The sequence below is a fragment of the Pseudonocardia yunnanensis genome (assembly GCF_039534065.1).
Lineage (GTDB): Bacteria > Actinomycetota > Actinomycetes > Mycobacteriales > Pseudonocardiaceae > Pseudonocardia > Pseudonocardia yunnanensis.
Genome location: NZ_BAAAUS010000027.1, coordinates 12478 through 33528 on the forward strand (window position 1 = coordinate 12478; position 21051 = coordinate 33528).

The 21051-nt window shown below is 70.9% G+C and carries 17 protein-coding genes; 9 read left to right on the top strand and 8 right to left on the bottom strand.

The genetic code is table 11. The features are described 5' to 3' along the window. Window positions 1–10: 10 nt before the first annotated feature. Window positions 11–1192, bottom strand: coding sequence for an NAD(P)/FAD-dependent oxidoreductase (locus ABD743_RS24835; RefSeq protein WP_344724606.1), 1182 nt, complete (start codon window positions 1190–1192; stop codon window positions 11–13). A gap of 156 nt (window positions 1193–1348) precedes the next feature. On the opposite strand from ABD743_RS24835, the gene ABD743_RS24840 reads away from it, so the two are divergent. Both ABD743_RS24840 and ABD743_RS24845 read left to right on the top strand, forming a co-directional pair. Continuing rightward, window positions 1349–2311: a LysR family transcriptional regulator gene (locus ABD743_RS24840; protein WP_344724607.1), complete on the top strand. Its 963-nt coding sequence runs from the start codon at window positions 1349–1351 to the stop codon at window positions 2309–2311. 221 nt (window positions 2312–2532) lie between these two features. After that, window positions 2533–3588 carry a hypothetical protein gene (locus ABD743_RS24845; RefSeq protein ID WP_344724608.1) on the top strand — a complete coding sequence of 352 codons (1056 nt, stop codon included), beginning with the start codon at window positions 2533–2535 and terminating at the stop codon, window positions 3586–3588. A gap of 7 nt (window positions 3589–3595) precedes the next feature. Here the strand turns inward: ABD743_RS24845 and ppk2 are convergent, their stop codons facing one another. Then, window positions 3596–4582, bottom strand: coding sequence for a polyphosphate kinase 2 (gene ppk2, locus ABD743_RS24850; RefSeq protein ID WP_344724609.1), 987 nt, complete (start codon window positions 4580–4582; stop codon window positions 3596–3598). Window positions 4583–4887: 305 nt separating this feature from the next. On the opposite strand from ppk2, the gene ABD743_RS24855 reads away from it, so the two are divergent. Continuing rightward, the gene (locus ABD743_RS24855) at window positions 4888–5412 is read left to right on the top strand and encodes a hypothetical protein (RefSeq protein WP_344724610.1); all 525 of its coding nucleotides are present in this window, start codon (window positions 4888–4890) and stop codon (window positions 5410–5412) included. Between the two features lie 10 nt (window positions 5413–5422). On the opposite strand, the gene phnE is transcribed toward ABD743_RS24855, so the two are convergent. The 5 genes from phnE to ABD743_RS24880 form a co-directional block, all read right to left on the bottom strand. Further along, window positions 5423–7147, bottom strand: coding sequence for a phosphonate ABC transporter, permease protein PhnE (phnE, locus tag ABD743_RS24860; RefSeq protein WP_344724611.1), 1725 nt, complete (start codon window positions 7145–7147; stop codon window positions 5423–5425). Further along, window positions 7144–7923, bottom strand: a complete 780-nt coding sequence (gene phnC, locus ABD743_RS24865; protein WP_344724612.1) for a phosphonate ABC transporter ATP-binding protein — start codon at window positions 7921–7923, stop codon at window positions 7144–7146. Before phnC ends, phnE begins: the two co-directional genes overlap by 4 nt. Before the next feature lie 41 nt (window positions 7924–7964). Then, window positions 7965–8915 (bottom strand): phosphate/phosphite/phosphonate ABC transporter substrate-binding protein, encoded by a 951-nt coding sequence (locus tag ABD743_RS24870; RefSeq protein WP_344724613.1) that lies wholly within the window; start codon window positions 8913–8915, stop codon window positions 7965–7967. Window positions 8916–9104: 189 nt separating this feature from the next. Continuing rightward, the gene (locus tag ABD743_RS24875; RefSeq protein WP_344724615.1) at window positions 9105–10601 is read right to left on the bottom strand and encodes a pyridoxal phosphate-dependent decarboxylase family protein; all 1497 of its coding nucleotides are present in this window, start codon (window positions 10599–10601) and stop codon (window positions 9105–9107) included. Between the two features lie 45 nt (window positions 10602–10646). Then, on the bottom strand, window positions 10647–12029 hold the full coding sequence (locus ABD743_RS24880) for a diacylglycerol/lipid kinase family protein (protein ID WP_344724616.1): 1383 nt from the start codon (window positions 12027–12029) through the stop codon (window positions 10647–10649). Window positions 12030–12236: 207 nt separating this feature from the next. Between ABD743_RS24880 and ABD743_RS24885 the strand changes: the two genes are divergently transcribed. After that, window positions 12237–12758: an NUDIX domain-containing protein gene (locus ABD743_RS24885; protein ID WP_344724617.1), complete on the top strand. Its 522-nt coding sequence runs from the start codon at window positions 12237–12239 to the stop codon at window positions 12756–12758. A gap of 33 nt (window positions 12759–12791) precedes the next feature. Here ABD743_RS24885 and ABD743_RS24890 read toward each other — a convergent pair whose 3' ends face one another. Then, window positions 12792–15425, bottom strand: coding sequence for a winged helix-turn-helix domain-containing protein (locus tag ABD743_RS24890; protein ID WP_344724618.1), 2634 nt, complete (start codon window positions 15423–15425; stop codon window positions 12792–12794). Window positions 15426–15896: 471 nt separating this feature from the next. On the opposite strand from ABD743_RS24890, the gene ABD743_RS24895 reads away from it, so the two are divergent. The 5 genes from ABD743_RS24895 to ABD743_RS24915 all read left to right on the top strand — a co-directional run bounded on the left by ABD743_RS24895 (window position 15897) and on the right by ABD743_RS24915 (window position 21036). Further along, window positions 15897–16445 carry a hypothetical protein gene (locus ABD743_RS24895; protein WP_344724619.1) on the top strand — a complete coding sequence of 183 codons (549 nt, stop codon included), beginning with the start codon at window positions 15897–15899 and terminating at the stop codon, window positions 16443–16445. Between the two features lie 320 nt (window positions 16446–16765). Beyond that, a complete protein-coding gene (locus ABD743_RS24900) occupies window positions 16766–17047 on the top strand; it encodes a hypothetical protein (protein WP_344724620.1) in 282 nt (93 codons plus the stop codon). A gap of 118 nt (window positions 17048–17165) precedes the next feature. Beyond that, the gene (locus ABD743_RS24905; RefSeq protein ID WP_344724621.1) at window positions 17166–19388 is read left to right on the top strand and encodes a phage holin family protein; all 2223 of its coding nucleotides are present in this window, start codon (window positions 17166–17168) and stop codon (window positions 19386–19388) included. After that, complete coding sequence (locus ABD743_RS24910; RefSeq protein ID WP_344724622.1) at window positions 19381–19671, top strand: hypothetical protein; 291 nt, start codon at window positions 19381–19383, stop codon at window positions 19669–19671. The genes ABD743_RS24905 and ABD743_RS24910 overlap by 8 nt, the downstream gene beginning before the upstream one ends. 36 nt (window positions 19672–19707) lie before the next feature. After that, entirely contained in the window at window positions 19708–21036 is a 1329-nt protein-coding gene (locus ABD743_RS24915) for a DUF2254 domain-containing protein (protein WP_344724623.1), read from the top strand. Window positions 21037–21051 lie beyond the last annotated feature (15 nt).

The following is a 21051-nucleotide window of genomic DNA, read 5'->3' on the forward strand; positions in this document are numbered from 1 at the left end:
GCGAGAGGACTCAGCGGGTCGTTGTCCCGCCCCGGGACGCGAGCAGCCGCTGTGGAACGCGGAAGTGGCGGGAGAGCCGGAAGGTGATCGGCGGGCTGCTCGTCACCAGCTCCTTGTAGGCAACTGCTGCTCTGCCCGAGAGGTACCAACGGCGCGGGCTGTCGTCGGGGCGGGTGAACTGGATGACCGCGTCGCGCCGGCCGAGACTCACCGGCTGATGGATGTACCCGAACCGGAACGGGCGCCGAGTCCTGCCGGCGATCGTGCGTGCCACGTTGTCCGCCGCGTGGGCGGCGGAAGGGATCCCGCTCTGACAGGTTCCGTGCACCACGCCCCACGGCATGGCCACTGCGGCGGAGTCGCCTACGGCGAAGACCTCCGGATGTGACACGGAGCGCAGGAAGGCGTCGACGATCACCCGACCCTGCCCGTCGACGTGGAGTCCCGCCTCCCGGGCCAGGGGCGGGGCGACGAACCCGCCCGTCCAGAGGCACGCGTCGAACCGCACGAGCTCGCCGCCTGCCAGCTCCACCGCGTCCGGGAGGATCTTCCGTACCTCGACGCCGCTGCGCACGCCGATGTGCAGACGGTTCAGAGCCGCGTCGAGATGGGCGCGCGCACCGGCGCCCATCGTCGCGCCGGCTTCTCCGCGGCCGAGCAGCATCACCCGCAGGTGCGGAAACGACTCTGCGATCTCCGTGGCCGCCTCGACGCCCGTGAACCCGTTGCCGCACACCACGACGGACCCGCCCCGGGGCAGACCCCGCAAGCGGGCGGCCAGGGCTGCGGCGGCCCCCGGCCCGTCCAGCGTGTGTGCGTGCTCGGAGATCCCCGGTACGGCGGCACGGTCGGTTGCGCTGCCCGTCGCGCAGACGAGATGGTCGAAGCCGATCTGCGTGACTCCCTCGTCGGTGTCGATGTCGATACGCCGGGCGGCGAGTTCGATGCCTCGTGCCCGGCCCTGGACGAAGGTGGCGCCCGTTGCGGCAAGGAGGTCGGGCAGCGCGATCTCGGCGAGCTGTTGGCCGGTGGCGAGCTGGTGCATCCGCAGCCGTTCGGTGAACAGGGGCGACGGGTTCACGAGCGTGACCGCTCCCCTCCGCACACGGCGCGCCAGGCGGATCGCCGTCAGCGTTCCGGTGTAGCCGGCGCCCAGCACCACGGTGTGGACACGTTCGCCTCGCTCGGCCACTGGGCCACCTCCTCGCGGGTCGGGCGGACCGTCCCGGACCGCCGCGTCCAGCGAAGCAACGGTGAATGCGCGGCGTCCAACAGATCTCCGGCGGCTTGCACAACCAACGGTTGTCCGCGTAGACATCCGCCGGGCGGTGGCGGGGGGAGCAGCAGCGTGCGCGACGGCCAGGTGGATCTCGACCTTGCACAGGTCCGCGCTTTCGTCGCGGCCGCTGATGCACTGAACTTCAGCCGCGCGGCCGCTCATCTGCACCTCACCCAGCAAGCGCTGTCGAAGCGGGTGCAACGCCTCGAGCACGCGCTGGGCGGTCCGCTCTTCTCCCGCGGTGGCCGCAGCGTCGAGCTCACGGACGCCGGCAGACGATTCCTCCCCGAGGCGCGCAGGCTCCTCGTTCTCGCCGAGTCCGCGGCCGCGACGGCACGCAACGGTAACGCGCATTTGCGCGTCGACGTGTGGGGCCAGCTTCACGCGCCGCTGCGCATGGTCGGACGCGTGCTCGACGCCGACGAGGGTCTGGAGGTCGAGCCGAGCATGCGGCGTGGGCTCGCCGCGGCGACTGCCGCCCTCCTGCGCAGCGAGGTCGACGCCGCCTTCGGCCGGGTGCACGACCTCGGCACACCATGGCCACGGTCACTGCGGCACGCCCTGGTGCACCTGGACGCTCTCGGGGTTCTCGTACGCGCCGAACATCCGCTCGCCGGCACGAGCCTGCGCCCGGCCGACCTCGAGGGCACCACGTTGTGGGCGCCCGCCACCCGGGACGCCCCGGAATACAGCGGCTACATCCGCCGGTTCGCCGATTCGTTCGGGGCCCGGGTCGACGCGACGGGCACGAACCTGGGGATCGACCGTGTGATCATGCAGCTCGGCGAGCGAACGAACATGATGACGCTCGTACCGGCCGACATTCCCGTACCGGCCGGGTCGGGATGCCGCGTCGTTCCGCTCGTCGACCCGGTGCCTCGGTATCCCTGGTCCGTGGTGTGGCGACGCGACGACGCCGACCCGGCTCTCGCGCGCTTCCTGCGCTGTCTGCTCGCGGTCGGCCGCGCGGACCGGCGGTTCGACGCGAGACGCGACTGGCTACCCGAGATCGACCGCACTCCGCAACCGTGACCCGGGCGCTCCTACTGGCGGCCCACACGGTGAAACTCCGCCCCGCATCAGCACAGATTGCCGATTCATTGTGTGCAGGTGTACAGGCGTGAACGAGCCGTTGGCGGGCCGAGACCTGCCTTCTCGGCGCGCACCCGCGTCTGCTCTGCTCATCGAACCGGCCGCGGGGGATGCTGGGGGTGGGTGTGCTGGGTTCGGCGGTCCTGGACACCGTAATCGGATTGTCGTTCGTGTTCTTCCTGGTGGCGTTGCTGAGTTCGGCGGTCATCGAGTGGTGGGCGAATCTGCAGCGGAAACGTGCGAAGTTCCTGTTGCGCGGCGTGCAGGCGATGCTCGTCGAGGATCGCGGCCACCGCTCGCGGTACTGGTGGTCACCGCTCGCGTTGTGGGAGGCGGCCCGTGCGGAGGAGGCCCTCTACCAGTCGGTGCTCCGTCCGACGGTGGGGCAGGCGGCGGAGTCGGATCTGGTGCGGGTGATGGCCCATCCCCTGCTGCGGGCCCGCCGGCAGAGCGGTCCGGACGGCCGCTACACCCGGCTCCCGTCCTACCTCCCGGCCGCTGATGTGGCGACCGCCCTCGTGGACGTCCTGCTGGGCGGGCTGGCGGATGGCCGTATCGGCGAGCGGATCGCCGGGCTCCATCCGCCGGCGCTGGCCCGCTCGCTCGACGGGCTGTGGAAGCGCGCGCAGGGGGACCCGGAACGGTTCCTGACCGAGCTCGAACACTGGTACGAGGCGCAGATGGAGCGGGTGTCGGGCTGGTACAAGCGCTGGACGAAACGCGGAATCGTCGTGGTCGGGGTGCTGATCGCGATCGCGTTCAACGTCGACTCGGTTCGGATCGCCTCCGCCCTCTACGGCGACGGGATCGTCCGCGAAGCCGTGGCACAGGCGGCGGCCAACCCGGCCGTGTGCGGCACCCCGCCCCCAGCGTCAACCGACAGCGCGCCGGCCACGGACCCCGTCGGCGGAGAGGGGGAGGAGATCGCCGGGTCGGGCGCGGCCGAGTGCGCGCGGGGCGTTCTGGAGCAGCTCGACGCGGTCGGACTTCCTGTCGGGTGGCCCGCGGGCTGCCCCCTGGACCTTGCCGCGTGTGTCCGCGCTCCCGGAACGAGCCCCGCAGCGGCACCCGCCGTGACCGACTGGCTCGCCGCGGCACTCGGACTTGCCTTCACCGCGGTTGCGGCCGCCTTCGGCGCCCCGTTCTGGTTCGACGTCCTGAACCGGCTCGGATCGCTGCGCAACAACGGCACCAAACCGAAACCGGCCCGACGGTGAGCGCGGGTTACGAGGTGCGTTCGCTGACCTCGTAGACATCGGCGGGCGACCCGACGATGAGCGGGTCGGGGGTGCCGACGACGTCCGGATCCTTCGCCGGGTAGTCCAGGTTGGACAGCACCCAGCTCAGTGCGGCGATCCGACCGCGCTTCTTGTCGTTGCTCTTCACGACGGTCCACGGCGCCACTGCGGTGTCCGTGCGGGCGAACATCCTCTCCTTCGCCCGCGAGTAATCGTCCCAGCGCTCCAGAGCCGCCAGGTCGACCGGGCTGAGCTTCCACTGCCGCAGCGGGTCGATGACCCGAACCGTGAATCGCGTGCGCTGCTCGGCGCGGGAGACGGAGAACCAGAGCTTCACGAGATGGATGCCGGTGCCCACCAGCGCTTCCTCGAGCGCGGGCGTCTGCTGCATGAACTCTTCGTACTCGTCGTCGGTGCAGAAGCCCATGACGGGTTCGACGACGGCGCGGTTGTACCAGGAGCGGTCGAAAAGAATTATCTCCCCGGCTGAGGGCAGCTGGCTGAAATAGCGCTGGAAGTACCATTGCGACTGCTCGCGCGGCGACGGTTTCTCGAGGGCCACCACCCGGGCGCCACGCGGATTGAGGTGTTCCATGAATCGCTTGATCGTGCCGCCTTTACCGGCGGCGTCGCGGCCTTCGAACAGCACCACGATCCGTTGCCCGGTGTCCTTGGCCCAGGACTGCATCTTCAGCAGCTCGATCTGGAGCGCGCGTTTGCGGATCTCGTACTCGTCGCGGGTCATCCGCTCGTCGTAGGGGTAGTCCTGCTGCCAGGTGGCGACCTCGCGCCCGTCCCGCGACATGAGAAGAACCTCGTCGTCGTCGAGCTCCTGGATCGTCAGGTCGTCGAGGCCGTCGAGGAGGTCGACGGCCGCCAGTGCTTCCCGGAGCTCCCGGCGGGTCCGCTCGGAGTGACCCGCGGCCCGCGGCGTTTGGCGAAACGAGCTCACGATCTGGTCAACGGAAGTCAATCGAATCCCATCCTCGCTGCTTGAGCCGGCGACGCAGAGCCTGTGACGACCACGGCCGCGCTGTCAACAGCGGGCGCGCCGGCGTCCATGGCCGTTTCCCGTCGGGTCCGATGACCGACATAAAGGCGATCTGGCACGGACCTGCCGGCCACGGACAGGCGGAGTAGCACAATTTGTCCGAACGGCGCCACTGGTACTACCCCAGCCGGACAGTCCTACGTGTACTGATCGGACGCTTCCTGTCATCCATTGTTCAGCTTTCCCTCGTGGCATCTGCCCGTGCGGTCGTCATAATCTCACGCTTCGTGACCATTTCCTCATCACCGCCGGACCCGCGGGAACATCGACTGGCGGAGGTCACACGCGCCGTCCGGGGTGCAGCCGAGGGGTCGTCCGGCACCAGGGTGGCCGAGCATGTGCGGACGGCCCTCGACACCCTGCTGACGCACCTCGTGCGGGCCCACGACCGCTGCCAGGACGTCGCGGACCGGGACTGGGCCGACTATCGGACGCGTCTCGACATCGGCCTGGACGACCTGCGGGCCGAGATCGCCCGGAGCACCGACCCCGGCGATGAGGGGGCGGAGCTGGAGAAGGTGCTCTTCGTCCACTGCTCCCGGCTCGAACTCGACGGCTGGCGGCTCCACCTCGATGCCGTCACTCACGGCGTCGGCGATGGTGCGGGCGACCCGCGCAACGTCGAGGACCTGGTCACCTACGCGGCTCGCGAGCTCGACACGTATTCCCGAGACGGTGGCGCCACCGCCGAGCGCGCGGCGGACATCGATCGGATCATCGAGAGCGTGCGCGCCGGGTCCGCGACTCCGTAGCGCCGCAGGATCAGGAGACCGCACGGCGCAGCCACAGCGCGAGCAGTTCGACGGCCATGACCGTGGCGAACACCATCAACGTGATCGTGGTGACGACGCCGAACTCCATCACTCGCGAGGCGTTGAGCAGGTAGAAACCGATCCCGCCCGCGCCGACGATGCCCAGGAGGGTGGCCGAGCGGATGTTGACGTCGAGCTGGTAGAGCAGGTGTGCCGCGATGGCGGGCGCCGCCTGGGGCAGCGTCACCGCGACGAACACCTGCGAACGGGACGCGCCCGATGCCCGCACCGCTTGCTGCACGCGCACGTCGGTCTCCTCCAGGGAGTCGGCCACGAGCTTGCCCAGCAACCCCATCGCGCCGATCGCCAGCGCGAGCGCCCCGGCCACCGGTCCCAGACCGGTGATCACGACGAAGACGATGGCCAGTACGAGCTCGGGCACGCCCCGCACCACGACGATGACCATCCGGAACACGGCGGCGGTCTTCGGAGTGGGGCTCACGTTCCGCGCGGCGAGCGCACCGACGGGCAGCGCCAGAACGGCGCCGAGGAGAGTCGCCGCGAGCGCGATCTGCACGGTGACCGCCAGCTCGGCGAGCAGGGTGGGCAGAATCCCGCCCGTCGTCGGCGGCCAGAACAGGGCGAGCGTGGCGACCATGTCCGGGAGGCCCGTGACGATTCGCCACGGCGAGAGGTCCGCGCCGGCCGCGGACGCGACGATGACGAGCACGGTCACCCCGCCGAAGAGCGCGCCCCGTACGCGGTGCGGCGTCCACGGCGGGGTCACCCGTCGGGCATCGGGCACGGTCTCACCCGGCCCTGACAGCCCGTGCGCGCGCACGGCGTCGATGCGTCGCGCCACGGCGCGGGCCGCACCGCCTCGCCGGTGGCCCCGTTCACCGTGCCCACCGAGCAGGGACCGGCGGACGGCTCCGGACACGAGTTCCGCGGCCACGCACAGGGCCAGGACGACCAGCGCGAGCGCCGCACCCCGCTGGTAGTCGAGCCGGCGCAGCGCGTTCGCGATCTCGAAGCCCAGGCCGCCGACCCCGACGAACCCGAGCAGCACGGAGATCCGCAGGTTGATGTCGAACCGATGCAGGGCCGTGGCCACGAACGCCGGAAGCACCTGGGGAAGCACGCCGGCCACCAGCTCCTGCAGGGGGCGCGCTCCCGTCGCACGGACGGCGGTGCGCGGGCCTTCGTCGATCTGCTCGATCGCGTCGGCGTAGAGCTTTCCGACCATGCCCACCGAATGCAGCCCCATCGCGAGCACGCCGGCGAGCGCACCGAGTCCGAAGAGGCGGAAGAACACGATCGCGAGCACGACGTCGGGCACCGCCCTGGCCACCACGATCACGGTGCGGGCACCGTAGCGGGCGGTGGGCGCGGGCGTGGTGTTGCGTGCCGCCAGTACCGCGATCGGCACACTGACCAGCACCGAGAGCAGGGTCGCGCAGACGACGATCGCGATCGTCTGCCCGGTCAGCGCCACGAGCTCGCCCAGCGGCGGGAAGTCCAGCGGCAGGGTCCGGGAGAGGAAATCGGCGGCGTTGCCCATGCTGTCCACCAGCGTGGCGACATTCAGCCGGAGCTCGCCGACCGACCAGACGGCCGCACACAGCAGTGCGAGGAGAACGAGGGCGGCTGCGGTGCCCGTCCGCGAGGGCGGCGCGACCGTCGTGCCCGAATGGTGGGGACGGGGATCAGGTGGCGAGGTGTCGAGGGCGGTCACGGGCCGGATCGCTCCGTACCAGCGAGCACGGCGGGCAGCGGCGCGTCCGCGTACACGGCCATCGCGTCGGAGCGGTCGACGTCCTCGGCGGGCCGGTCGAGCACCACCCGTCCTGATCGCAACCCGACGATCCGCTCGCCGAACGCCAACGCCACCTCGACCTGGTGGAGGCTGCAGAGCACGGTGAGACCGTCCTCGCGGCTGACGTCGGCGATGAGCTGCATGACCTGTGCGGAGGACTCCGGATCGAGAGAGGCGACGGGCTCGTCGGCGAGCAGGATCCGGGGCCGCTGCAGCAGGGCCCGCGCCACTGCGACGCGTTGCTGCTGCCCGCCCGACAACGTGTCGGCGCGCTGGAACCGCTGGTCCGCGAGCCCGACACGGTCGAGCTGCTCCAGAGCGGCGCGGCGGATGCGGCGTGGGTAGCTCAGCAGCCCGAGACGCGGGCCGTACAGCCCGCCCAGTGCACCGGTGCAGACGTTCTCGAGGACGTTCGCGCTCCCCACGAGGTGGAACTGCTGGAACACGAACCCGATGCGAGTGCGCAAGCGGCGCAGCTCCGCCCCTCGGGCGCGGCCGACATCGCTGCCGAGCACCCGCACCGTCCCGGTCGTCGGCTCGTGCAGGCCGTTGATGTGCCGCAGCATGGTTGACTTTCCTGAGCCGGAAAGCCCGAGCAGTACCACGATCTCCCCGGCGCGGACGGTGAGCGTGACACCGTCCAATGCGATGACGTCCCGCGCGAATCGCTTACCGACATCCGTTAGTTCGATCATGCTGTCGCCGTGCATGCGAATCCCCTCCTGCGGCACCGGGCTCAGCCCAGGCTCGTGCAGGACTCGGCCTTGGTGACGTCGCAGACGCGGCGCACGCCGTTGTAGAAGGCATCGTCGACGGTGACGTAGCCCCAGCCGCCTTCCTCGCCGACCTCGCACGTGTCGGCCGAGGCGCAGAATCCGTTGGCGGTCAGGTAGTCGACGTTCGCCTTCTGCGTGAATGCGTCGGCGATCTTCTGCCGCAGTTGCGGGTCGACATCGCTGGCAACCGCCACGGGGGATCCGGCGATCGTCTCCGACTTCCACACCGTGCGCAGCTGGCCGGGCTTCAGCTGCCCGGACTCGATGAGCTGGGTGTCGACGATCGAGTCGTAGGCGAAGCCCGCCGCACATTGCCCGCTCGCAACGGCGAGGGCCGACGCGTCGTGCCCGCCGGCGAAGACGGGAGTGACCCCCGTGGCCGGATCCACCCCCGCCTCGATCAGGCCGGCCGTGGGGTAGAGGTATCCGGATGTGGAGTTCGGGTCGACGAAACAAACCGTCTGTCCGGCGAATCCGGCGAGATCGGTGATGGGGGAGTCGTTCACCGTGATCCCGTAGGACTGGTAGCCCGGCTCGTCGCCCTTGTTGTCGACCTGGGCTGCCACCGGCGTGATGCCGGCATCCTGGTTCTTGGCGAGGACGTAGGAGAAGGGGCCGAACCCGGCGATGTCGATCTGACCCGCGCGCATGCCTTCGATGACCGCCGCGTAGTCCGTGGCGTTCTGGAACTGGACTTTCTGGCCGGTCTCCTTTTCGAGCATGCTGATGACCGACCGATAGCTCTGCTGCAGCGATGTCGATTCCTCGGACGGCACGGCAGCGAACACCAAGGTGCCAGATTCGCCCCCGGCTGCCCCTGAACTCTCGACCGCGCTCTGACCGCAGGCGCTCAGCACGAGTAGCGCAGCGCCTGCTGCCGCGGCGACGGTACGTCGGACAGTGAATCTCATCGTGGCTCCTCCACGTCCGCTGCGCGCTGGTGGCGCGCCGGAGGCGGACGGCAGCGAGGGTGGAGCGGTCGCGTGCCCGGAGAGACACTGTGTGGTTACAGACGAACGAACGGATCAAGTCACTTCAACGGGGCAGTGAGAACAAATCAGACAAAACCTTCGGAGCGTCCGGAGCGGATCGCGCGCCGCTCATCCCGGCAGGGCGGCGGCGATCGCGTCGGCGCAGCGATCGATGTCGGCGTCTGACGTGGACCAGTTCGACACGGAGACGCGCAACACGTCCCGGTCGCCCCAGCGGGTGCCGCCGAGCCAGCACGTTCCGTCGCGCTGGATCGCCACCACCGCTGCCCTGTTGGCGGCATCGTCGCCGGGCAGGCGGACCAGCACCTGGTTGAGGACCACGTCGTTGAGGATCTCCACGCCCGGGATCAACTGCGTGAGGCGGGAGGCCATCCGCCGGGCCTGCGCGCAGTTGCGCTCGACGAGCTCGGCCACGCCCGTGCGGCCGAGGGAGCGGAGGGCGGCGTAGACGGGCACGGCCCGGGCCCGGCGCGAGGACTCGGGCACGTAGTTCGTGGAGTCGCGCTGCTCGCCGTCGGTGACGAGGTAGTCCGCGGCCATGCCCGTTGCGGCTCGGTGGGCCAGTGGGTCGGCGACGATCGCCATCGCGCTGTCGTAGGGAACGTTGAGCCACTTGTGGGCATCCACGGCCCACGAGTCGGCGCGTTCGACGCCGCGCACCAGCGCACGCGTGGCCGGTGCTGCCGCGGCCCACAGCCCGAAGGCGCCGTCGACGTGCAGCCAGGCTCCGTGCGCCGCACACGCCTGCACGACGGGTTCGAAGGGGTCGAACGTGCCGGTTGCGACGTTGCCGGCCTGCGCGCAGACGATCGTCGGCCCGTCGAGCCGGGAAAGGGTGGAGGCGAGGTCGGCGGGGTTCATGCGGCCCTGGTCGTCGGCGCTGATCAGGACTGCGGTGTCGGAGCCCAGGCCGAGCTGCCGCAGCGCGGTGAAGATGGTGGCGTGTGCCTGCTCGCCGCACACGACGTTCACGCGAGGGCCGCCGGCGAGACCCTGGCGCTCGACGTCCCAGCCGGCGCGGGCGAGCACACCGCCCCGTGCTGCGGCGAGCGCGGTGGTGTTCGCCGCCTGCCCGCCCGTCACGAAGCCGACGCTTGCGCCGGCAGGCAGCCCGAGCAGGTCGAGGACCCACTCCGCGGTGATCTCCTCGATGGCCGCGGCCGCCGGGGAGAGCGAGTGGAACGCGGCATCCTGGTCCCACGCGGAGACCAGCCAGTCGGCGGCCAGCGCGGCGGGCAGGGCTCCGCCGACGACGAACCCGAAGTACCGCGGCCCGGCGGACGCGACGATGCCCGGGTCGGCACCGACGGCGAGCGCATCGACCACGGCCTCGGCGGGAGCACCCTCGTCGGGCAGCGGCCCGCCGAGCACGGGACGTAGCGCGCTCGCATCGACCGCCGCGGCCACCGGTCGCTCGTCGAGTCCGAGGAGGAACCGCTCCGCATGCGCCACGGCCTCGCGGAGCCCGCGGGTGCGCAGGTGCGCGATCGTGCGTTCCGTCCCGCCGCTCAGGTGACCGTCCCGGCGCGGTTCCGGTCGTTGACCGTGTGTCGTCTCCGCAGCTCGCAGCCCGGCTCGTCCATCGAACTTCTCCTCGGGTCCCACGACGCCATCATGCGCTCGATCGACTGGCGGTCGTCCTCGACGAGGTCAGGCTCCCGTCGGAGCCGGCCGTCCCGCCGGGCGTCCGGCCAGCACTCGGGTGAGCGCGGTGGTTGCACCCCAGACCCCCGGCGCCGCAACGGCCGCGGGGGACGCACCCGGTGCATGCAGGGGCGTGCGCACGCGGAGCGCGCCCGGAAGCGTGCGGAAGACCAGCGGGGGTGGCAGTGCGAGCGCCTCCCCGTCGACGCCGACGTTGACAAGCTCGTCGCCGGAACGCACCACGAACTCCGGCACCGTCCACTCGTTGTAGCCACGGAAGTCCGCGATGCGTCCGGTGGCCTCGGCCGCGATCAGGCCAGGGACGTCCCGGGCGCGGTCGACCGTCATCGAGACGATCCCGAGGACGCCCGCGTCCAACCGCTCCCGGGTGCCGAAGCCGGCAAGCCGGTCGAGCCGGTAGACCCCGTTGGAGACGAGAACGATGTCGGCCGAGCGGGTGTCCGCACCGTCGGGGCCGGTGAAGCGCAGGTCGAAGCGCTGTGCGTTCGGTCCGAGCAGCTCGGGGAGCAGCTGCGCCGTGGTCGCGAGCTTGGCGTCACGATAGGCGTCGGACTGCACGACGGTGGCGTAGACGCCGAGCGAGGCGTTGTTGACGAAGACGCGCTCGCCGAGCATCGCGAGGTCGACGCGCCACTCCACCGCTGTGTCGTAGGCGTCCAGCGCGGCCACGACGTCCTCGCGGTCGAGCCCGAGGTCGAGCGCGAAGTGGTTGCGGGTGCCCGCGGGCACGCAGACGAATCCCACGTCGTGCTGTCGTGCCACGTCCGCGACCAGCGCCTGTGAGCCGTCACCGCCCGCCATGCCGATCACGTCCGCCCCGTCGGCGACGGCCTGCTCGGCCAGTGCCCGGAGGTCGTCGCCGTGGTGCAGCACGACCGGCCTGATGCCGCGGCGCAGCGCCTCGTCCTCCAGGGCGAAGTGCTTGACCTTCCCACCGCCCGACCACGGATTCATCAGGAGGACACCGTGGCGGGACGGCCCGACCGACCGGGCACCTTTCCGTACGGGAGCCAGATCTCGGCCGAGTGCGACCCGGGCGGAGACCGTCGAGAGGATCACCAGGCCGATCAGCACCGCGACCTCCACCACCGAGCCGATCAGCAGCACGACGATCCCGGCGAGCGCCAGGACCCCCGCGGCTGCGGCCGCGATCCGGCGCCAGCCCCGGTTCACCAACGCGGTCCATCCGGCGACCACCGCGATGACGACCAGCGCCAGCGCAAGCAGGACTCGCCCGGGGTTCTGCAGGATGTGCACGATCACGACCAGGAGTGCGGCGAGGAGCGCGCCAAGCGCCAGGGCGGCTGCCGCTCGTCGTCGGAGATCAGGGGGCGCGGCCGGCGTCCGGCCCGCCTTGCCGATCTGCATGGGTGCCGACCTCCTCGGTCCGAATGCCACAGATGCCCGTCGCGGGCCCCTGCTGCTACCGGATCCCACCGTGGCGGCTCCGATCCCCTCCGTCGTCACCCGGCTGGAATGAGCTGGAGAGTCACCTCAGATAGGGGATGTCCCGGTTCGCTCTCCGGACGACCGTTGCAGTACAGCCTCGTGTCGACCAGAGGGAGGCGGCAGGCGATGACGGAGATGGACGCGGGGCCCGAGTTCGTGTGGGACGACCAGGTGGCGGTGCGGAGCGTGCACTTCCACGACCCCGACGCTCCGGCGGCCACCATCGTCACGCCCTCGGTATTCGTCGCCGTCCAGGACGGGCAGGGCAGGTTCCTGCTCGTCCAGCGCCGCGACAGCGGCTCGTGGGAGTTTCCCGGAGGCCGCATGGACGTGGGGGAGACAGCCATCGAGGCCGCGGTGCGCGAGACCGCCGAGGAGTCGGGCATGCGCGTGCGGATCACCGGGCTGGTGGGGCTGTTCAGCGATCCGGCATTCGTCATCCAGCCCGTTGCGGGCGAGATCCGCCAGCCGTTCGTCGTGTGCTTCCAGGGCGTGGCCGAATGGGGATCGCCCCGCCCGGACGAGATCGAGACCACCGACGCCGGCTGGTTCGAACCGGCGCAGGTCGAGGCGATGACGCTGGAGCCCGGTGCTTGCCGCTGGATCCATCACGCGATCGCCGGGTCGAGCGAGCCGCACCTCGAATGACAGGAGTCGAATGACCACGAGCGGCCGGGCGGGTCACGCCTGGCGGACGCTGCCGCTCAACAGGCCGTGCTCGTGGGCCGCGAGCACCGCCAGTCGCCTGCTGCTCACGCCGAGCTTCGTGTAGATCGACCGCACGTGGCTCTTCACGGTGTTGACCGATACGGCGAGATCGGTGGCGATCTCGTCGAGCGACAGCAACGACGGAAGCAGCCCGAGGACGGTGAGCTCGCGCTCGCTGAGCATGGGTTCACGCTTCCCACGGCCACCCGCACCTGCGACGACCGCACGCTCGGCGAACGCGTCCGATGCCCCGAAGCTGCCCCGTTGGTGCACGAGAAGCTCCCGGATGTTCGGCCCGGCGTACGCGAACGGGCGGAGCGCGTCGAGCGGTTCGGCCACGGCCAGCGCCCTGCGGAGGGCCGCGCGGGCGGCAGATCGCTTGCCCGAGGCGACGGCGAGTGACGCCTCCAGCAGCCACGCTTCCACCACGGTCTGGGGGAGCACCATGGTGACTACCCCCTCCAGCACCGGCATGAGGAGTGATCGCACGTGGTCCTGGCGGCATCCGGCCGTCTCGGCCCATGCCTGCATCATCAGGAGCTCCGCGGTGTCGCCGGTGCGATCGGCGAGCCAGCTCTGCACGGTGCGCGCCGCCGCCGAGTGTCCGAGCAGCAGGGCCGTGCGGAACTCGAGCATGGCGAGCGCGGCGACCAGCTCCGCCGGTGCCGGACGGCCGCCGAACTCCGAGCGGGCCTGCTGCAGCTCGGCCAGCCCGCTGGCACGGCCACCGGCGTCGAAGGCAGCGGCGCCGTGTACGGCCTTCAGGGCGAACCGCAGCCGAGGGGAGGACGCCGTGACATCCAGGGCCAGCCCCTCCGCCGCAGATCGCTCGGCCTCGGCGGTGTCCGTGCGCATCAGAGCTGTGTAGGCCAGCATCGCTGTGGAGACCGCGGCCCAGATGGTGTTCTCCCAGCCGTGCTCGGCGGCGGTGGCCGAGGCCTCGATGCCCACCTCCCGCATCGAGTGCATGTCTCCTGTGCCGCCCTCGACGATGCCCAGCAGAGCCAGGCTCTGCATCGTCAAGTAGTCGAAATGGTGGATGCGGCTCAGGTACAGCGCCGCCTCCAACTCCACGCGGGCCCCGACCCGGTCGTCGCACTCGAGGTGGGCGGTGCCCTGGCTGAGGCGGGCGAGCGCCTCCAGTTCGGGCTCGGCGGGTAGTTCGCCGGTGTATCCGACAGCGGTATGCGACGAGCCCGGTGCGGGGTCGGCCACGCCCGCGGTGAGTTGCTCGGCCACGGCGCGCAGTACCGCCAGGTCGGCCGGGCCGTCGGTGGGCCACACCTGCCGGGCGCGCCGCAGATCGCTACAGGCAGCCGACAGCTCTCCTGCTTCGAGCCGGACCATGGCCGAGGTCAGGGCGAGCCATGGGTCCGCCGCCACGGTCTGGGCGCTGACGCAGGTCAGCGCCTCTCGCAGCGGGGTGTGGCCGCCGGAGAGGATGAGGGGAATCGCGAGCCGACGCAGCATCTCCGTCAACAGGTCGCTGTCGTGGCTCTGTGAGGCGTGATCGAGGGCCCGGACCGGATCGGGCTCGGCCGCCCACCACCGTGCTGCCACGGCGTGCAGCGCCTCGGCGCGGTTCATGCCCTGCCTGCGGAGGTCGGCGAGGAGGTAGGTGCGGAGGAGCTCCTGGATGGTGTAGGAGTCACGACCTCGGCCGATCGGCGACAGCAGGGACGTCTGGTGCTCGAGTCGGTCGAGCAGGCAGCCCGCATCCTCGCGGCCCGACAGCGCGGTGGCGAGGCCGGTGGGCACCGGCTGACTGATGCTGATCACCCGCAGGAACTCCTGCACGTCTTCCGGTAGCGCGCAGAGGATCTCACCGACGAGATAGTCGGCGACGGAGCGCTCGTCGCCGGAGAACTGCGCGAGGAACGCGTCACGATCCGCGGACTCGGCCACTCCGAGCGCGGCCAGGCGCAGCCCGGCCGCCCACCCGCCGGTGCGTCGGTGCAGCATCTCGACCTGGGTCGGCGTGAGCCGCAGGCCCGACTTCTCGAGCAGCGTGGCTGCCTCGGCGGGGGTGAACCGCATCTGCGACGCACGCAGCTCCCAGAGCCGACCCGCGAGCCGCAGCCGTGGCAGGGACAGCGGGGGATCGCGTCGGCTGGAGAGGACGAGCTGCAGGCCCGCGGTGCGGTTGCGGGTGAGGGCCCCGATGCTGTGCAGGGCATCGGGTTCGACCAGCTCGTGTACGTCGTCGAGAATCAACCGGATCGGCCGGGGCAAGGCCCCGATGGCTTGGACCAGTTCGGCGAGGCACTCCGGCAGCTCGTCGTGGCGCCAGACCCACGGGGCGTGGAGCCGGCTCCCGCCAGGGATCGACGGGCATGCGGAGAGCGCCGCCACGATCGCCGCCCAGAGCCGCCCCGGGTCGTTGTCGTCGCGGTCGAGCGACACCCACGCGGTGTCCACATCGGTGCTCGAGCGCGACCAGTCCGACAGCAGCAGCGTCTTGCCGTAACCCGCGGGGGCGCAGACGAGGGAGACGTCGGCAGCGGCGCCGGCGTCGAGGGCCGAACGGAGCGTTGCGCGCACGACGAACTCGGAAGGAAGTGGTGGAACCGCAATTTTTGCCTGCGGCACGTGCGGCACGGCGATCATCCCCTGACTGATCGTCCGGCCCCGCTGTCGGTGCAATCCCGTGGTGCGGCCTTCGAATAGATCTCTCGGCGGTCCGGATCAGAAAAGCGATCTCTACGAGCGGTAACCCCAGCGAGCAGGTTATAGCGATCCGGGAGTGATGTCCATGCATCAGAAAATTGCGACGTTCGGCCTATTGGTCGACATGGAAGTGCGGGGCGTTCGCTGTGAACTCGCAGGTCGGAGCGGGTGCGTTACTCGACGGTGGGACCCCTCCTCGCTTGCCCTCTCTGTCACTACGGGAACACTTTGCGTGCTTGACGATTCGCTGCGTAGTTCCTTTTGTCACGTTTCGGGACGACCGGCACGGGTGCTGCCGATGGGGTCTCACCTGACGTGGATGAGGCGTGGATGGCGGTATTCGGCAACCCTGGCCGCGCCGGCCGCCCGATCTCGCGGCTCTTGTCGGCCGGCCCGATGGAGGGGAGAGATATGAGTATCGGACCTGTTCAGTTGATCGTGCTGGGCTTCCCGGAGCCGAACTTCCACGGCGAGATCATCGCCGAGTTGGAGCGCCTGCGGGAGACCGACACCGTTCGCGTGATCGACGCGCTCGCGGTGCACAAGGACGCCGACGGCGAGGTCGAAGTGGCCCATCTCAGCAACCTCACCGAGGACGAGGCGATCGAGCTCGGCAGTGTCGTCGGCGCCCTGATCGGCCTGGGGATCGACGGCGAGGAAGGCATGCGTTCCGGTGCCGAGGCCGGTGCCATGGCTGCGGCAGAGGGCGGCGCCGACGTCTTCTCCGAAGAGGACGCATGGGACGTGATGGACGAGATCCCCAACGGCTCGGCGGCGGCGCTGGTGCTGCTCGAGCACACCTGGGCCATCCCGCTCCGGAACGCCGTGGTGGCCGCGGGCGGCTTCCGCATCGGCGACGGCTTCATCAGCCCGCTCGACCTCGTCGCGGTCGGGTTGGTGTCCGCAGCGGAAGCAGCGGAGATGCACGCCATGGAGACGGCCGGCGTCGGCAGTTCCTGAGTGCCTCGCCCGGCTCCGGCCCGACGGGACTCGAGAGGAGGTGGAACATGTTCGGATCACGCAGGGTCGCGCGACGCACGTCGCGAAGGACTGCCCGGCGAGTGAGCAGGCGCCGCGGGTGAGCGACTCATCCGCCGACGCCGTGTCCGCCATGCCGCATCTCGCGGGATCAGGCGCTCCTGACGATATCGCGTGAACGCCGCTCTCGGAGGATGACAACGTCCACCGTGAGTATGTCGTCCCGATGCCCGGCGCGGGGGACGCCCGCGCCGGGCCGGTGGTCAGGGCCGGCCGGATGGCAGAGCCCTAAGGAGCGCACCGTGAGCGAGAACAGCACAGGTCGGAACGTGTCGGTCGATGTCTACGCCCGGGCACGGGCTTACCAGTCGGTGCGGGCTGTGCTCTCCGACGACCACAACTACGCGGAAGGGGTCGCTGCGGCGCGTCGCGTCGCCGCCGCCGTCGTCGCGGAAGCCGGTGCCGTCGCGTTGGCGGACGTCGTCGTCGGGCTGTCGCTGGAGCTCGCATCCGCCCTCGAGCGGATCGCCGCCGAGCAGGGCATGGCGGCCGTCGACCTGGCCGACGTGTGGTTCGTGGACTGAGCACGGCCCCGGTCCGCCTCATCCGCCAGGGATGAGGCGTTCAGCGCTCCAGCGCCCCAACATCGGTCGCAGAGCGCGCGTGGCCGATCGGCGCGCCACTCCCGGGGAGGATCGCCGTGTGCCTTTTCACGTGGTGTCGCGTGGGGGCGACCTGACCGTGCGCTCCGACGGGTGGCCGGGGCGGCGCGAGTTCGGGGCCGCGGTGTTCCGGGTGGTCCTGCTCCTCCTCGCCGGATGGGGCGCACTCGCACTCACGATCGCGGTGATACCGGGGGTGTCCGCTCGGGCGGAACAGGACGTCCTGCTCGCCGCCGCGCTCCTCGGACTACTCGCGGCCGCGCTGCGGCCGATGTTCACGGCGGTCGCCGCGTGGCTCGGGTGGGCCGGCGTCTTCGTGGGCTGGCTCCTGACCCAGGCCGTGCTGATGTACCTGGTCCTGTCCGTGACGCCGGGCATACGGGTCGGCGGGTTCTGGGACGCCTTCTGGGCATCGTGGCTGTACGCGTTCGTGGTCAGCATCGTGAGCTGGTTCGTCACCGCCGGCGACGACGGCGCTGTCGCGGCGCACCTGCTGCGCAGCACACGCAGGTCCACCCGCACAGCCCCGAGGACAGACGTCCCCGGTGTCGTCATGATCCAGATCGACGGGCTCTCCGCGCCGCTCGCCCGCTGGGTCGTGCAGGCCGGCAATCTGCCGACGCTGAGCCGCTGGATCCGGTCGGGGAGCCACAAGCTCGCCGAGTGGCACGCCGAGCTGCCCGCGACCACGCCGGCGAGCCAGGCGGGACTCCTGCACGGTGCGAGCGCGCAGGTCCCGGCGTTCCGATGGTGGGAGAAGAGTCTGGGGCGGCTCGTCGTCACCAACCACCCGCGCGACAGCGCGCTGCTCGAGTCACGGATGTCCAACGGACGCGGGCTGCTCGCCGACGGCGGGGTGAGCCTCTCCAACATCTTCTCCGGCGACGCGGCCACCAGCATGCTGACGATGAGCACGGTCCGGGCGAACCGGGCGCGCCGCGGACCTGCCCGGTCGCTCTCGGCGTACGTCATGGACCCCTTCGGGCTGACTCGCTCGCTGGTGCTGACCAGCGGCGAGATGATGAAGGAGGTCTACCAGGGCCGTCGCCAGCGAGTGCATCGGATCGAGCCACGCGTCCACCGCGGCGGGACCTACGTGCTCCTGCGCGGAGTGACGAACGTGCTGCTGCGGGAGCTGAACACCTACCTCGTCGCGGAGCACATCCGGCGCGGCGTGCCGGTGTTGTACTGCGACTTCGTCGACTACGACGAGATCGCGCATCACGCCGGTCCGACACGTCCGGAGTCGCTCGCCTCGCTCGAAGGGATCGACCGGGTGCTCGGCACCTTGGAGCGCATCGCCCTGGCCGCGCCCCGGCCGTACCGGTTCGTCGTGCTGTCCGACCACGGGCAGAGCCAGGGCGCCACGTTCCTGCAGCGTTTCGGCGAGCGGCTGGAGGATGTCGTGCGGCGACTGCTCAGCACGGAGGCCGACGTGCTCGCCACGGCGCAGGAGGGGACGAGTGAACAGCAAGGACGGGTCAACACCCTGATCGACGAGCTGGGCGCGGAGGGCAGGGTCGCGGCCGGCTTGCCCCGGCGCGTCCAGCGGCGACGCCGCCCGCAAGAGGTGCCGGAAGCGCCCGCGGAGCGGTCGCCGGACGGTCCGCTCCCGGAGCTCGTCGTGGCCGCGTCCGGCAACCTCGGCCTCGTCTACTTTCCCCGGGTGCCGGGGCGCCTCACGCTCGAGGACATCCAGGAGACGCATCCGCGACTGCTCAGCGGGCTGACGGCGCATCCCGGGATCGGCTTCGTCATGGTGCGCTCCCGCGCCCACGGTCCGCTCGTGCTCGGCCCGGCGGGCCTCCGCAGGCTCGACGACGACCACGTGGAGGGCGTGGATCCACTCGCGCCGTTCGGGCTCTACGCAGCGGATGACCTGCGCCGCCACGACGGGCTTCCGCACGTCGGCGACATCCTGGTGAACAGCCGTATCGACCCCTCCACCGCCGAGGTGGCCGCGTTCGAGGAGCTCGTCGGCTGTCACGGCGGGCTGGGCGGCTGGCAGTCCCGCGCGGTGCTGATCCACCCGGCGGACTGGCCGGTCGACTGGTCCCTCGTCGGGGCCGACGCCGTGCATCACCAGCTCGTGGTCTGGCTCGAGGGGCTCGGGCTGCGACGTTCGCCCACCCGTCCGTCGCTGCGCTGGTCATCCCTGCCGGGTGATGCGGACCAGCGGCAGACGTTGCGAGGCTCGGACCGGCGGAGCGGGTCTGCCGCGCGTCGTGATGGTGCCGAAACAGAGGAGGCGGGAGATGAGTGACCGCAGGACCGACCCGTCCCTGCAGGACCTCGACGGCAGGCTGCTGCTCGGTGCCGGGGTGGCGCTCGCCGTGGCGAGCCTCGCCGGACTGGCCGGGTTCGTGATGTGTGGCATCGCGGCGATCACCGCGAGCAGACGCTGGTACCAGCGAGTGGACCTGCCGCCCCACGAGATCGCGAACCTGAAGTGGCAGCAGGCGAGAGCGGCGATGGGGGCAGGCGCGGGAGCGTGGAGCGATGCCGAGCGGTCCGGCTACTCGCCGCGGTCGCGCGGGAAAAAATGACGTGACGACGGCGGAGCGGGGCGTGGGAGTGCGCTGATGCCCAGGGCGCTGTCCTGGGCCACCCGCTTCGAGTTGCGCCAGTCGGTCAAGGGCAGCATGTGGGTGCTGCCGCTGCTCGGCCTGGGTGCCGGAGCCCTTCTCGCGCAGGCCGCCATCCTGGCCGACAGCTCGCTGCGGGTGCCGCCGGGCTGGACCTACTCGGCGTCGACGGCCAGTGGCGTGCTCACCGCGATCGTGGGGGCGATGGTCGCCCTGCTCGGCTTCGTCGTCACGATCGGCGTTCTCGTCGTGCAGCAGGCCACGGGCACGCTGTCCCCCCGGTACATGCGGCTCTGGTACCGCGACCGCCTGCAGAAGGTGGTGCTCGCGACGTTCGCGGGCACGTTCGCCTTCGCGTTCTCACTGCTGCGCCGCGTTGAGACCGACTTCGTTCCGGACATCGGCGTCACCACGGCAGGCGTCGCGGTGGCGGCGAGCCTCGCGCTCTTGCTGATCTACCTGGACCGCTTCACGCACCGGTTGCGGCCGGTCGCGGTCGCTGCGATCGTCGGGCAGGCGGGACAGGACGTGCTGGCCCGATTGGGAGAGCACGCCCACGCGCGGCCCGTCGTCGACCAGCCTGCTGCGGCACCGCGCGGTGAGCCGGTCCTGGTGGTGCCAGCGGGCCGGGCCGGAGCGGTGCAGGCCGTGAACGTGCCGGCGCTGGTCGCCATGGCCGAGCGGCTCGACTGCACGTTCGTGCTGGTCCGCACCGTCGGGGACTTCGTAGCTCGGGGGACCCCACTCATCGAGGTGCACGGCGCGGCGCCCCCATCGGACGGTCACCTCCAGGGCCTGTTCGCGCTCGGGCGGGAGCGCACGATCGAGCAGGATCCGTCCTTCGCGCTGCGCGTCCTCGTCGACATCGCGATCAAGGCGCTCTCCCCGGCCATCAACGACCCCACGACGGCGGTCCAGGTGCTCGACCACATCGAAGCGTTCCTCGAGGCCGTGGCCGGCACCCGGCTGCGCCGTCAGTACGTGCTCGCCGGTCGGGACGGGACCGCACGGGTGGTGCTGCCGGGACGCGACTGGGCGGAGTACCTCCAGCTGGCGGTCACCGAGATCCGGGAGTACGGCGCCGCGTCCACTCAGGTGTGCAGGCGGCTGCGGGCGCTGCTCGACGGCCTGCTCGACACGGTGCCGCCCGACCGTCGTCCCGCCGTGCTCGACGAGCTCCGACGGCTGGACTCCAGCGTCGACACCGCTTTCGCGGATCTTGCGAGACGCTCACTGGCGCGCTGCAGCGACCGGCAGGGCATCGGCGGCCGCGTCGCGGATGCAGCGGTGACCGCTCCCGATGGACGACGCACCTCCAGCGCCTGAAGCACCGACTCGCGG